Consider the following 13,215-nt stretch of genomic DNA (forward strand, 5'->3'; position numbering starts at 1 on the left):
AACGTTGAGCAAGACCCAAGAACGTGTAGACACAGCCCAGAACGGAGTCCCTCAGCAGGGGCGCGTGGCCGGACCGGTGGCTCCGCCCCGGGTGTCGGCTCGCAGGCGGCGCCCCGGTGTCATTGCCCTGTCCCTGGCGCTGATCGCCGCCGGAGGTGCGGGGGCTGCCGTCCTTCTCCTCCAGGTCGGCGACCGTACCCAGGTCGTCACCGTCGTCCGCGATGTCCAGGTCGGTGAGGTGCTGACCGAACGTGACCTGGGCAAGGCCTCCGTCGCTCTGGACCCGGCGGTGAAGGCTGTACGCGCTGACGAGATGGGGATGGTGGTGGGAAAGAGGGCGGCCGTCGAGCTCAAGCCTGGCTCGCTGCTTGCGCCGTCGCAGGTGACGGGTGACTCCCTGGTGAAGGCCGGGGAACAGCTTGTGCCGATCGGACTCAAGCCGGAGCAGGTCCCGGCCACAGCACTCGTACCGGGGCAGAATGTCCAGCTGGTTGAGGTTCCCGCACCGGGTGCGACGGACACGGGCAAGGCGTCCGAGACCCCGCCGCGGACGATCGCCGGCCGCGTCGTGAAGGCGTCAAAGGCCGCTCCCGGCACCGGGCTTGTGGTCGTCGACGTCGCCACCTCTGCTGACGAAGGTCCCACCGCCGCGGCCTGGGTATCGGCTGGCACGCTGCGCCTGGTCCTCGACGCTCCGGGCGGCAGCTGATGGCCGTGATCGCACTGGCCGGATGCAGCGGCGCGCCCGGCGTGACCACGACCGCACTGGCGTTGTTGCTGTCGTGGCCCTTGGAGCCCGGCCGGCGGATGATCCTGGCCGAGTGCGACCCGGACGGCGGCGCCGTGGCGCACGGGCTGCTGCAGGGCACCCTCGGCGACCGGTATGGGCTGCGGAACCTCTCGGTCGCTGCGCGCAAGGGCGAGTTCGGTGAGGCGTTCTGGCGGCAGCTGATCGATCTGAGCGGCGAGGACGACCTGCAGCAGTCTCCGCGTGACCGGCTGCTGCTGCCGGGGATCGCCGATCCCGCGCAGGCGGCGAGCATGAACTCGGTGTGGAAGGGCCTGTCGCAGATGTTCCGCGGCATCGAGGCCGACCACGGCCACGACGTCCTCATCGATCTCGGCCGTCGGGGGGCCGCCGACCCCTCTGGTGTCCTGGCTGAGCAGGCCGACGCCGTGCTCGTGGTGGTCCGCAACACCCTGCGGTGCCTGCAAGCCGCGCAGAGCCGGGTGAGCGCCCTGGGTGAACGGGTCGGCGACGTCGGCCTGATCGTGATCGACGAAGGCCCCTATCCCGCGGGAGAAGTTCAGCGGGTGCTCCAGGTGCCGGTGGTGGCGACGCTGCCGTACGCGCCGAAGGACGCCAGAGTGCTGTCCGACGGCGACGAGCAGCCGCGCAAGTTCACCCGGTCGCCTCTGATGCGCGCTGCCCGGACGGCCAGCACGGTGCTGGTCCAGCGGGCCGCTGCGCGCCGGGCCCGCCTCGATCCACGCCGCCCATTCGCCACCAGTGGGGAGGTGAACCATGCGCCGCGGTAAGCCCTTGCACTCGGATCCCACGGTTGCGCCGCCGCCCGGCCGCCCTCGGCAGGCGTGGCCGCAGCAGCCGAACGGCACGGCCTCCAGCACGCATGTGCTCGGCACGGCGACACCTCAGATCGTCGTTGACTACCAGGTCGCCCGGAACATCGCGGCCCAGGTCGCCAAACAGCGCGAGGAGTGGCTGAAGGCCACGCCGGATGCGGACCGGGACACGGAAGAGCAGCGCTGCCTGGACTGGATCAACGAAGCGGTTGCGCTGTGGTCCGACGCTCAGGCGATGACTCCAGCGGAGGACGAGGCACTGCGGCGTGCGGTCTATGACCTGCTCTACCGGGCCGGGCGGCTCCAGCCATACCTGGATGACGAGCGGGTCGAGGACATCATCATCCAGGGCCCCGACCAGGTGTGGCTGGACTACGGCGACGGTGAACGCCGGCAGGTCGGGCCGGTGGCGGACTCAGAGGAGGAACTGCTGGAGCTGCTACGGGAGTTGGCCCGCAGCTCCGGGCACAGCGAGCGCACCATCTCCACCGCCAACCCGACCCTCGCCCTGTCGCTGCAGGACGGCTCCCGTCTGCAGGCGATCACCGGTCTGGGCCCGATGACGTACGTGGTCATCCGCCGGCACCGCGTCTCCCACGCCGATCTCGACGACCTGGTACGGCTGGGCACCATCGACCCGGTGCTGCGGGAGTTCCTCGGCGCGTGTGTCCGCGCGGAGAAGAACATCATGATCGCGGGGAAGCAGAAGGCCGGGAAGACGACCCTGCTGCGGGCGATGCTCCGTGAGTTCGACCCGGAGTGCCGGTTCGCCACCATCCAGACCGAGGACGAACTCTTCGCCCACGCCAACGGCTACCACCGCCAGGTCGTCTCGCTGGTGGGGCGGGAGTCCAACGGCGAGAAGGACGTCACCGGGCGGGGCGCAGGCGAGGTCACGCTCTTGGACCTGATGCACCCGGCGCTGCGGATGTCGCTGGAGCGGATCGTGGTCGGCGAGGTCCGCGGACCGGAAGTCGTGGCGATGATGCAGGCGTTGACGAACGGGTCGGGCGGCAACCTGTGCACGATCCACGCGCGTCGCCCGGACATCATCTTCGACCGGATCGCCGAGCTGTACGCGCTCGCCCAAGAGAACCTGTCCGAGCAGCTCGCCTACCGGCAGACCGCCAACGGGCTGGACTTCGTCGTGTACGTCGACATGACCGACGAGACGCAGATCGGCGGCCGCCGGCACCGCTACGTCTCCCACGTCCTGGAACTGACCGGGATCGGCGAGTCCGGCCGCCCGGCCACGAACGAGATCTTCTCCCCCGGCGCCGAGTTCGGCGATCTGCGGGCGGTGCCCCGGATGGATCCGGGCTGCATCGACGATCTGCGCCGCGTCGGCTTCGACTCCACGCTGCTGCAACAGCCCTACGGGCTCTGGCCGGCACCGCTGCCGCTGAAGGTGGGGGCCCGGCAATGATCTTGCTGTGGGGACTGCTGAGCGGCATGGCTGTCGTCGGCGGGCTGATCGGTGTCGTCGTGGGGCTCGTGGGTACGGACGCACCGCGCCGGACCCCCTTCTGGCAGAGGTGGCGGGGCCAGCAGGGCAACAGCGAGCAGCCGCAGGACGCGGCGCTCCTTCGACGTGCCCTTACGGTCGCGGCCGCGGTGGTCTTTGCGGCGGTGTGGCTGGTGTCGGGGAACTTTGTCGGCGGGGCGCTGCTCGGCGCGGCCGTCATCGGGGTGCCCTGGCTGATCACACCGGCGCAGATCGCCCAGGAACGCATCGGCCAACTGGAGGCCCTGAGCGAATGGACCCAGCGGCTGGCCGGGCTGCTCCGGCTGGGCATGGGCCTGGAACAAGCGATGATCACCAGCCGGAAGACCGCACCGAGCGAACTCCAGGTGCAGATCGTGAACTTGTCCGACCGGCTGCGGCTCGGCTGGCGTCCGGAGGACGCCCTGCGGGCCTTCGGTGACGAACTCGACGACGTCACCGCCGACAAGGTGGTCGCCGCGCTCATCCTGTCGGTCAACGACCGGGGCCCAGGACTGGCCCAGGCACTGGAGGACCTCGCCGGCACGGTGCGCGACGAGGTCGCCCGCAAGCGCAGCGTCGAGGCCGACCGGGCCAAACCCCGCACGACGGTGCGGTGGATGACCCTCATCACCGTCGGCGTCGTGGTCGCCGGTTTCTTCGTGCCCTCGTACACGAAGCCGTATGCCACGGTGCTCGGTCAGCTGGTGCTCGCCCTGCTGGCGGCCGGGTTCGTCGGGGTGCTCGCGCTGATGCGGCAGCTGGGCGTCTTTCGCCGCATCCCGCGCTTTTTGGTCACCGATCCGACAAGCACGGTACGACTGCCCGCGCCCACAGTCCCGGAGATACCGGCCGGGGGCCGGCTGGCGAAGGAGGGCAGCTCGTGAACCTGTGGCCTGTGGTCCTGACCGGTGGCGCGGTGGGCGCCGGTGTCGCCCTGCTGGTGGGGGAACTCCTGCGCCCGCAGCCCGCCTTGGCGGCGGCCCTCGCCCGCAGCGCCCCGGCCACGCTGAGCATGCCCGGGCCGGAGCTGGACCGCGACGAGATCTGGGGACTGTGGCTGCTGGCCCGCCTTCAGCGCGTGCCCGGCGTGCGGGTCCCGGTGAAGAACCTGGCCCTGCTCGGGCAGGGCCCGGGCCAGTTCATGCTGAAGAAGACCGCGCTCGCCGCGCTCGGCCTGCTCTGCCCGGTGCTCGCGACGATCCCGTGGATCATCGCCGGGGTCTCGCTGCCGTTCTACGTTCCAGCCGGCGCTGGGATCGCGGTGGCGCTGCTGTTGTTCATCACGCCCGATCTCGCGGTGCGGGACCAGGCCAAGCGGGCGCGGGAAGAGTTCGCGCACGCCGTCTCCGCCTACCTCGACCTGGTCGCGCTCAAACGGGCCGCCGACGCCGGGCCCGCCGAGGCCCTGGAAAAGGCCGCCGAGGTCGGTCGCGGCTGGCCCTTCCTCTATCTGCAGGGGGCGTTGCGCCGGGCCCGGCTGGAGAAGATCCCCCCGTATCAGGCGCTCACCGAACTCGCCGCGGAGTATGACCTGCCCGTCCTGGAGGATGTCGCGGACATCATGCGCGGCTCGGCCACCGACGGCGCCGCCGTCTACAAGGCGCTGCGGGCCCGCACGGCCGCGCTCAATGCCGAACTCCTCGCCGACCAGGCTGCCGAGGCGAACACCGCCAGCGAAAAGATGACCGCGCCCGGCGCCCTCCTGGCGGTGCTAGTGATGCTGTTGATGGCGTTCCCGGCCGTGATCCGCATGCTTGCCATCTGACCGACCTGGCTCAACCTCTCGCTGAAAGGAAAACCGATCATGAAGCGGACCGCAGAGCACACCCGCCGTGCCGTCCACTGGCTGACCACCCGCTGGCACGACAGTCTGGAGGAGGCGCGACAGCGCCCGGACCGCGGTGACGTCAGCACGACCACCGTCATCATCTGGGTCGCCGCCGTCACCGGCGCCGTGGTGATCGCCGGAACCATCGCCATCGTCATCGCCAAATACAACGGCCAGCTCGCCGGACTCTGACTCTGATGGCCGAGGAGCGGCTCAAGGACTGGTGGCACGGCCGGAGATGGCGTGATGACCGGGGCGAGGCGTCCATCCAGATGGCGATCGTCTACCCGTTCGTGCTCCTGCTCACGATCGCCGTCGTCCAGGCCTCGATGTGGTACTACGCCCGGCAGATCGCGCTGACCGCGGCCCGCGAAGGCGTCACCGCGGCCCGCTCCTATCAAGGAACTCCGGGCGACGGCGTGGCTCAGGCGCGGGAGGTCCTCGGGCGGACAGCCGGCGACAGCTTGTCCGGCTCCACCGTGACCGCCAGCAGTGACGGCCAGCGTGTCCGGGTCGAGGTGTCGGGGACTGCGTTGTCGATGATCCCAGGCGTGTCCGGCCTGCAGATCACGCAGTCGGCGTCCGGGCCCGTGGAGAGATTCACGGTTCCAGGGGGGTGAACCACGTGCGTAACAGGGCCCGCTGGTCCGAGCGGATCCGGGGCGATGAGGGCAGCGCCGCGATCGAGGCCGCCATCATCGTGCCGGCACTGATCATGTTCGTGTGCCTGGCGATCGCGGGCGGCCGGATCGTCACCTCCGGCTCGAAGATCGACTCCGCCGCCGAGGACGCGGCCCGGGAGGCCTCCATTCACCGCACGGTGGCGGCCGCCCAGAGCGCCGCTCACACGGCGGCCGCGGAATCCCTCGACGACCAGGGCATCACGTGCGCGTCCACCAGCGTCAGCATCGACACCGGTGGCCTGAGCGTGCCGGTGGGGCAGGTCGGCACCGTGACCGCGACGGTGACATGCACGGTCAACCTCTCGGACCTGCTGTTGCCGGGCGTGCCCGGAGCGCGGACGCTCACGTCGACGGCGACCTCGGTGGTCGACCAGTACCGGCAGCGGGGGGACGGATGAGCGCGCACTGGCTGGCTCGGCGCCTAGAACGGCTCGACGACCGGGGCGGTGTCACGGTGTTCGTCGCCATCTGTGTCGTCGCGCTGCTCGGCATCATCGGTGTCGCCGTCGACGGCGGCAGCAAGATGCGCGCCACCGAACGCGCCGACTACCTCGCCGGGGAGGCCGCGCGGGCCGGCGGGCAGGCCATCGATCCGGCTCAGGCCATCACCGGCGAGGCCATCGTCGTCGACCCGCAGGCCGCCGTGGCGGCCGCGCGGGCGTACCTGGCCACCGCTGGCGCCGACGGCACGGTCAGCGTCTCCGGGGACGGCACGACCCTCACCGTCACCGTAGCCAGCGCGTACGAAACCAAGTTCCTGCCCGTGGTCGGAATTGACAGTCTCGCGGTGACCGGCCACGGCAAGGCGACCCTCCTGCACGGCGTCACCGCTCCCGAAGGAAACTGACATGCGCACCACCCACTCCCCCACCACTGAGGGCTCCGCCGTGGCCCGCGTCCTCAAAGCCCTGGGCAGTCTGCTCATCCTGGCCACCGTGGTCACCGGTCTGCCGCTGCTGCTGGCCTGGGCCACCCCGCAGATCTGGGCGTCCAGCCACGACGATCTCGCTCATCTGCTGGACCGGCAGGACACCGGTGCCGTGTTCCTGCTGCTGCTCGTCGCGGTGGGCTGGATGGGGTGGGCGCAGTTCACGTTCTGCGTCGTGGGGGAAGGGGCCGCGCAGCTGCGCGGCCGGACGTGGCATGCTCCCCGAGGCCTGGGCTCCTCGCAGCGGGCCGCAGCAGTGCTGGTCGGCGGCATTCTGGTCCTGCTGCCCACCAGTTCGGCGCTGGCCTCCCCCGCCCAGGCGGCCCCGGCCATCAGCGACGTCCGGGTGCCCGGGCAGACGCCGGGAGAACAGCACACCGGGGCGGCCGCAGATTCGGTGGCCGCCACGAGCGCGACGGAACCGGCTGCGTACACGGTGCGGGAGGTGCGTCCGGCAGAAAGCCTGTGGAGCATCGCCGAGCAGGAACTCGGCGACGGTGAGCGCTGGCGGGAGATCGCCGCCCTCAACGAGGGCCGCCCCATGACCGACGGACAGGTCTTCAAGAGCAACAGCTTTCTGCAGCCCGGGTGGAGGCTGCACATGCCTGAGGTGTCCTCCGGTTCCACGGCCGTCGCGGGAGAAACCCGTCCGCAGCTGGGTGACAGTGCCCCGGCTGCTGACGAGAAGAGCGAGCACGTCGTCACGGTCCACCCCGGCGACTATCTGTCAAAGATCGCGGAGGAGGAGCTCGGCGACGGCGATAAGTGGCCTCAGCTGTTCGAGGCCAGCAAGGGCCAGCCGCAGCCGGACGGCCTGCCCGAGATCTCCGACCCGGATGTGATCTACACGGGCCAGCAGGTCTCTGTGCCCGGCGCCCAGCCCGACCAGTCGCCCCAGGACCGCGACCAGGGTGATGAGTCGGGCAGCCCGCAGACCGCTCCCCCGGACACCCAGAAGCCCGACGGCGAGCAGAAGCCAGGCGAAGGGACGGGCGATGAGCAGACTCCCGTACCCAGCCACACCGCAGCACCTGCACCAGAGTCGTCGGCCCCCAGCGCACCGGTGAGCCGCCCTGCCGAGCAGCCCGGCCAGGATCAGGGATCTCCTTCCCTATCCGCCTCGGCGACGCCTGGGCCCAGCACCAGCGTTTCGCCTTCTGCCGGCTCGCCGTCGGTGTCGGCCGATTCGTCCGGCTCGGTCGCTTCCTCCCCCGCCGCCACGGCGTCCGAGACTGCAGTGACGGCTCCGTCCAACAGCCGGCTGAACCTGCACACCGTTGTCGGCGCCGGCGCGCTGCTGGCCGCCGCCATCACCGGTGCCCTCGCCCTGCGCAGGACGCTGCAGCGCCGCCGTCGCAAGCCCGGCGAGAAGATCGCCATCGCGTCGGAGACGTCCATGGCAGAGGCTCAGTTGGCGGCGGCCGCCGAACCGGGCGGCGCAGCCCGCATGGACTTGGCGCTGCGGACCCTGGCCCACCTGGTAGCTCAGGAGGAGGATGCCGCGCTGCCGCCGTTGCGGGCCGCGCGGATCGGCGCCCGCGCGCTGGAGGTGTTGCCCGAGGATCTCTCCCAGGAGCCTCAGGCGCCCTTCGTATCCGGGCAGGCCGGTTGGTGGGTTCTGTCCTCTGATGCCGTCCTCTTGGACGAGGAGGCCGCCCGCGAGGTGCGGGCACCGTATCCGGGGCTGGTGACGATCGGCAGCACCGAGGCGGGTGAGCTTCTGCTGCTCAACCTCGCGCAATTGCCTGCGCTGCTGCTGGACGGTAACCCGGTCCACATCACCGAGGTCTGCACGTCGCTCGCCCTGGAGCTCGGGATGAGCCCGTGGGCGAGTGAAGTCGAGGTCGTCACCGTGGGGTTCGGCGAGGACCTGCCACAGTTGCTGCCCACCGCGCGGATCGCTCACATGCGGCAGGCTGCGCACGCGCTGCGCGATCTGAGCGAACGGCTGCTGGAAGCGCACCAGGTGCCCGAGACCCAGCATCAGCCGTATCTGCTGCTGTGCGCGTCGTCTCTGGACGCGGACACGGCCTGGCAGTTCGCCGATGTCATCGACAAGTCCGGCACGGTGCCCGTCACTCTCGTCGCCCCGGCGAGTTCGGCGGCCGCACACTTCCCTGAGGCGGAAATCCTCAACGCCTCGCTCAGCGAGCCGCAGAACGTCGACTACGCCGGCATCGACATCACGGTGCAGCGCCTGGAGCACGCCGCCTACGTGCAGATCACCACCGCACTGAAGGTGTCCGGGCAACCGTCCCACCCGGCTGAGGGTCCCTGGCAGGACGTGCCGGAAGAGCCCGACACATTGCAGCAACCGGATCCTCCGGTATCAGAGGAACCCATCGCGCCTACGCCCGCTGCCACAAGCCTTTCGTTGGCAGCGGAAGCGGACTCGGGCGGTGAGGTGTTCCCGGCTCTGCTCGCCGCCGCCACCGATCCCTCTGGACTTCGTCTCCTGCTCACGACGCGGGCTCAGGCCGACGCCGAGTCCGGCCCAGAGACCGAGACAGCGCCCCCGGCCCCCGTGTCACTGACGGCCGCGGACACCGCCGGGGAGGCTGACGATCACGAGGACTCCGCCGAGGAGCGCAAGCCAGAGAGGGAGGAGTGCGAGGCGCACAACCTGCACGCGCCGGAGATCCGGGTCCTGGGCCCGGTCGAGGTGACCGGCGTGGACAGCACCGGCCACGGCCCGCGGATGGCACAACTCGCCGCCTTGTTGTTCTTCCGGCCCGGGCGGAGCGCCGACGCCTTGTGTTCGGACATGGATCCCGTCAGCCCTTGGTCGCTCAGCACCCTCAACGCCCGGATGCAGGGCCTGCGTCGCTCGTTGGGGAACGACCCGGCCGGCGACCCCTATGTGCCGCGCCGCAAGACCGGCGAGAGCCCCTACCGGCTCTCCCCCAGCGTGCGCTGCGACTGGACCCGCTTCCTCCAGCTCGTCGAGCGTGCCCTGCCGCTGGGCCCGGCTGGCCTGACCGACCTGGAGAGGGCGCTCACGCTGGTGCGGGGCCGGCCGTTCGGCGGTAAGCCCCTGCCCTGGGCCGAGCCGTACCAGCAGGAAATGATCACGCGCATCATCGACGTCGCGCACACCGTGGCCACCTACCGCACGCCCGGAGGTCCGCACCACGATCTCAGCGCGGCTCGTCAGGCCGTCGCGACCGGTCTCGACACCGACGACACGGCAGAGCTGTTGTATCGGGACTGGCTGCGGATCGAGCATGCAGCGGGGAATCGGCAGGGCCTGCATACCGCCATCACGCGGGTGCAGCAGGTCAACCGGTCGTTGGACTGCTCACTGGAGACGGAGACCGAGGCCCTCATTCACGAACTCCTCAACGGCTCGGGTACGTCGATGCGCAGGGTCCTCTAGTCGGTGAGTGGTCACTGCCTGAGTCACAACCTCCCTGAGGCAGGCCAGCTGACGTCTGCACCTGTGATTGCACGACGCCGGTCTCATGCACCGCACCGCGCTCTGTGGGGTACGCCACAGCCGGTGTGCGTCCGCAGGGCGGAACCGGCGACGGCTCACCGAAAGGCTGGCGGCATGCATTTACGACAGGTCACCGCGTGCCCCCAGCCAGCCGAGTACACAACCCACCGACGCCAGAGGAGACAGCTCGCCTGGCAGATCTACACCTGCCCTCGGCATCGCCGCCTCTTCGAATGGTCCGTTCCCGGCAACCTCCGCCGCCTGGCCGCAGACGATGAGCGTCCTCCGTGCGGGACAGTGCACGATCACCGACCGCACGCCGAGATCATCGTGTCGCATCTCCGCGGCTGGATGTGCGTCTCGGGCACCCCGAGCGACAGCCCGGACCCATCAGAGGACGACTGGCAGGCGCACCTGAGCAACGCCCGGAACTGGTTCATCGCCACGGGTGAGTCAGACCTCCAGGCGGTCACCGAACAGGCTCTCCGTCTCGCCGAGACCGGAGCGGTGGGCGGCATCCTTACGCTATTGGCCCACGCCGAGACCGCAGCCGCGCGGCGTCGTCGAAGGTGACAGACCGGCGCCATGGCATCGAAGGATCCGACACCTCTCAGCCTCAGAGGCCGCAGCCCGTCACTGCCCGCGAGAGGCCACGTCGCGCGCTGCGTACGCGAGGAGTTCGTTGACGGCGGCCTCGTTGGAGGCGGGACGGCGTGTACGCCACTCGGACAGGGTGTCACGGACGGTCTGCGCAACGGCCTTCGCGTGCTGCACCAGGTCGTCATCGAGGGCCGCCACGTCGCCGCTCGCGGTGCGGCCCGTGACGACGATGGGGCCGGCCAGCGGGTAGAGGGGCATGCCGCGCCACGCACTCGCCAGGGCCCATGCGGCCAGGTTCTGGGGAAGACCTAGGTTCTGGCCGTTGCCGTGAATGTGCAGAACAGCGCGCTGGTGGTAGACCCCGTGGTCGACGGCACTGGATCCGATGTGCTCCTGGATCGCGGACTGCGCATCGGTCGTGGGCAAGTTGAGGTCTGTGACAGTGGCGTCCGGGTCAATGCGCAGAGCGTGCATCTGGACCTCCTCCTCGGTTCAGGGCGGGGCTGCGCAATACGCAAGGGCGCGATGCGCCAGGCTGCGCAATGATCACAATGCCTGCGCAATGCACCCCTGATCAGGGGTTTCTCCTCATTGCGCAGCCTGGCGGCGGTGCTCTGAGGCCGGATGCGCAACCGGTGCGCGGTGGCGGGCTTACTGCTGCGCGTCGGCGTGGTGGCGGACTAGCGCCTGCCAGCGCCGCTCGAAATCAACGGCCTGCTCGGCGAGGTAGTCGGCCTTGAGGGGCTTGTTGTACTGCGCAGTGATCCCTTGGGCTGCGCACTCCTGCGCAACGGTGTCGAGCGACGGCACATCGCTGCGCACTCGCTGCTCGGCCCAGATGTTGTACACGCGAAACGGCAGGAGGTAACGGCGCAGGGTGGCTGGGCTGACCGGCTTGTCACCACGGCCGCGCATTCCCTTGCTGGCCAAGTAGGCGGACAGTTCCTCGGCCTCCCGCGTCGAGGACTGCGGTTCGCCTCCGTTCTGGCTCTGGTACTCCATCCACGCAAGGTAGTAGCGGTCGACGGTGGTCAAGCCGACAGGCCCGTCCGATGTGCCGTCCTCTTGGTGTAGCGCGTCATCGATGGCGGCGTTCACCCGCGGGGTGCGCTGCTCCTTGGCGGCCTGTGCGCCCGCGCCGGCGGGCGCCCTCTCGGGCTCCCCATCTGGCAGAACTTCAGCGACATGCTCACCGGGATCGGCGGCAGTCTCATCCGTGGGCGGCTCGCTGCTGCCAAGTTCGTGCTCCTGGAAGCTCGCGACGAAGGTTGCCAGGTCGTCGCCCGTGATGGGACGGCCACCGTCTCCGGTGATGGAGTCTCGCTCGTACACGTACGCGGCGAGGGCGGCAGCATCCGGGTACGCGCCGTGCTCCTGCGCGTAGGTACGCCAGGCGCTGTGGAAGTAGTCGTACCACTCGGCTTCGTCGGTGGCGGAGGACTCTTGGGTATCGAGCGCATAGCGCGCCTGGAGGACCTGGAGCAGCGGCTGCACCTGGTCCTCGGAGAGCGGGTTACCGGATCCCGTGGAGATGCCATAGGTGTCGCGGAGCCAGTAGCTCCACTGCGTCGGGGTCGGCTCAGCCTGGAACTGGGTGAGGAACGCCTGGTATGCCTCGGCGAACCGTTCAGCGGCTTCCACGGTCGATTCCTGTGGATCCTCGGGCAGCTCAGTCCCCGGAGTTGAGACTACCTGGACCGGTTCCGCCTCGGCGCTCTCCAGCTCGGCCGCTCTCCGCTCGTGTTCCGCCGCGGCGTCGAGTACGGAGTCTTCCGGCCGTGTGGGGACGGCGACCCGCTCGACGGTGAACTGGATCGGCGGCTCCTCGATTCCGGCTGCGGCAAAACCGGCAGGCGCGGTCTCCGCGAGCGGCACGCCGTAGCGGGCCAGTCTCAGCGGCATCAACGCCTCAATGGGGGCCTTGCGTCGCCACCCGCGGCCGAAGCGGGAGCGGAGGCTGGCCTGGTAGACGAGACGTTCCTGCTCCAGCTTGATGACCTGGTCGTAGGAGCGGAGCTCCCACAGCTTCATACGGCGCCACAGCAGGAACGTAGGCACGGGCGAGAGGATCCACCGGGTAAGGCGCACGCCCTCCATGTGTTTGTCGGCGGTGATGTCCGCGATGCGGCCGATCGCGTGCCGGGCGGCCTCGACGGCGACCACGAACAGGACCGGGATGACGGCGTGCATTCCCACGCCCAGCGGATCCGGCCAGGCCGCCGCGCCGTTGAAGGCGATGGTCGCCACCGTCAGCAGCCATGCTGTCTGGCGGAGGAGGGGGAAGGGGATGCGGATCCAGGTCAGCAGGAGGTCCAGGGCCAGCAGGACACAGATCCCTGCGTCGATGCCGATGGGGAAGACGTAGGAGAAGTTCCCGAAGCCTTTCTGGATGGCCAGCTCGCGGACGGCCGCGTACGAGCCCGCGAAGCCGATACCGGCGATGATGACGGCGCCGAACACGACGACGCCGATGAGGACCCGATGCGCTCGGGTCAGCTGGGGTATCTCGCCCTTCCCCGCAGCCACGTCCCACTCCCCTATCCAAGCCTCACAACTAAGCAGCTCTCACACTCCCACGAGTGGGTGAGGTTGTGACGCTTCGCGGGTCACTTGTTGCGGATCGTCAGCGAAAAGTGATCACTGCAGCTTGGTCTCGTAGGTCCAAGCGGA

12 protein-coding genes and 1 pseudogene are annotated in these 13,215 nt (G+C 69.7%); 11 read left to right on the forward strand and 2 right to left on the reverse strand.

What is annotated here, in order from left to right; translation table 11 throughout:
* The first annotated feature begins 4 nt into the window (after positions 1 to 4).
* The 11 genes from CES90_RS11955 (at position 5) to CES90_RS12005 (ending at position 10,518) form a co-directional block, all read left to right on the forward strand.
* Positions 5 to 709 (forward strand): SAF domain-containing protein, encoded by a 705-nt coding sequence (locus CES90_RS11955; RefSeq protein ID WP_229914037.1) that lies wholly within the window; start codon positions 5 to 7, stop codon positions 707 to 709.
* Positions 709 to 1,539, forward strand: a complete 831-nt coding sequence (locus CES90_RS11960) for a hypothetical protein (RefSeq protein ID WP_189784858.1) — start codon at positions 709 to 711, stop codon at positions 1,537 to 1,539. The genes CES90_RS11955 and CES90_RS11960 overlap by 1 nt, the downstream gene beginning before the upstream one ends.
* Entirely contained in the window at positions 1,526 to 3,010 is a 1,485-nt protein-coding gene (locus tag CES90_RS11965) for a CpaF family protein (protein ID WP_229914036.1), read from the forward strand. The genes CES90_RS11960 and CES90_RS11965 overlap by 14 nt, the downstream gene beginning before the upstream one ends.
* A complete protein-coding gene (locus tag CES90_RS11970) occupies positions 3,007 to 3,954 on the forward strand; it encodes a type II secretion system F family protein (RefSeq protein ID WP_189784857.1) in 948 nt (315 codons plus the stop codon). Before CES90_RS11965 ends, CES90_RS11970 begins: the two co-directional genes overlap by 4 nt.
* Positions 3,951 to 4,835, forward strand: coding sequence for a type II secretion system F family protein (locus tag CES90_RS11975; protein ID WP_189784856.1), 885 nt, complete (start codon positions 3,951 to 3,953; stop codon positions 4,833 to 4,835). Before CES90_RS11970 ends, CES90_RS11975 begins: the two co-directional genes overlap by 4 nt.
* A gap of 39 nt (positions 4,836 to 4,874) precedes the next feature.
* Entirely contained in the window at positions 4,875 to 5,090 is a 216-nt protein-coding gene (locus tag CES90_RS11980) for a hypothetical protein (protein WP_189784855.1), read from the forward strand.
* A 5-nt stretch (positions 5,091 to 5,095) separates the two neighbouring features.
* Complete coding sequence (locus tag CES90_RS11985; protein WP_189784854.1) at positions 5,096 to 5,518, forward strand: TadE family protein; 423 nt, start codon at positions 5,096 to 5,098, stop codon at positions 5,516 to 5,518.
* Between the two features lie 5 nt (positions 5,519 to 5,523).
* Positions 5,524 to 5,979, forward strand: coding sequence for a TadE/TadG family type IV pilus assembly protein (locus CES90_RS11990; RefSeq protein WP_229914035.1), 456 nt, complete (start codon positions 5,524 to 5,526; stop codon positions 5,977 to 5,979).
* A complete protein-coding gene (locus CES90_RS11995) occupies positions 5,976 to 6,428 on the forward strand; it encodes a TadE/TadG family type IV pilus assembly protein (RefSeq protein ID WP_189784852.1) in 453 nt (150 codons plus the stop codon). Before CES90_RS11990 ends, CES90_RS11995 begins: the two co-directional genes overlap by 4 nt.
* Before the next feature lies 1 nt (position 6,429).
* Positions 6,430 to 9,885, forward strand: a complete 3,456-nt coding sequence (locus CES90_RS12000; RefSeq protein ID WP_189784851.1) for a LysM peptidoglycan-binding domain-containing protein — start codon at positions 6,430 to 6,432, stop codon at positions 9,883 to 9,885.
* A gap of 357 nt (positions 9,886 to 10,242) precedes the next feature.
* A complete protein-coding gene (locus CES90_RS12005) occupies positions 10,243 to 10,518 on the forward strand; it encodes a hypothetical protein (protein WP_189784850.1) in 276 nt (91 codons plus the stop codon).
* Between the two features lie 60 nt (positions 10,519 to 10,578).
* On the opposite strand, the gene CES90_RS12010 is transcribed toward CES90_RS12005, so the two are convergent.
* Positions 10,579 to 11,019, reverse strand: a complete 441-nt coding sequence (locus CES90_RS12010) for a DUF3846 domain-containing protein (protein ID WP_189784849.1) — start codon at positions 11,017 to 11,019, stop codon at positions 10,579 to 10,581.
* A gap of 1,346 nt (positions 11,020 to 12,365) precedes the next feature.
* Positions 12,366 to 13,071, reverse strand: a pseudogene (locus tag CES90_RS12015) (DUF2637 domain-containing protein); the annotation flags it as partial.
* Positions 13,072 to 13,215 lie beyond the last annotated feature (144 nt).

The organism is Streptomyces capitiformicae (genome assembly GCF_002214185.1).
In the GTDB taxonomy this organism is placed as follows: Bacteria; Actinomycetota; Actinomycetes; order Streptomycetales; family Streptomycetaceae; genus Streptomyces; species Streptomyces capitiformicae.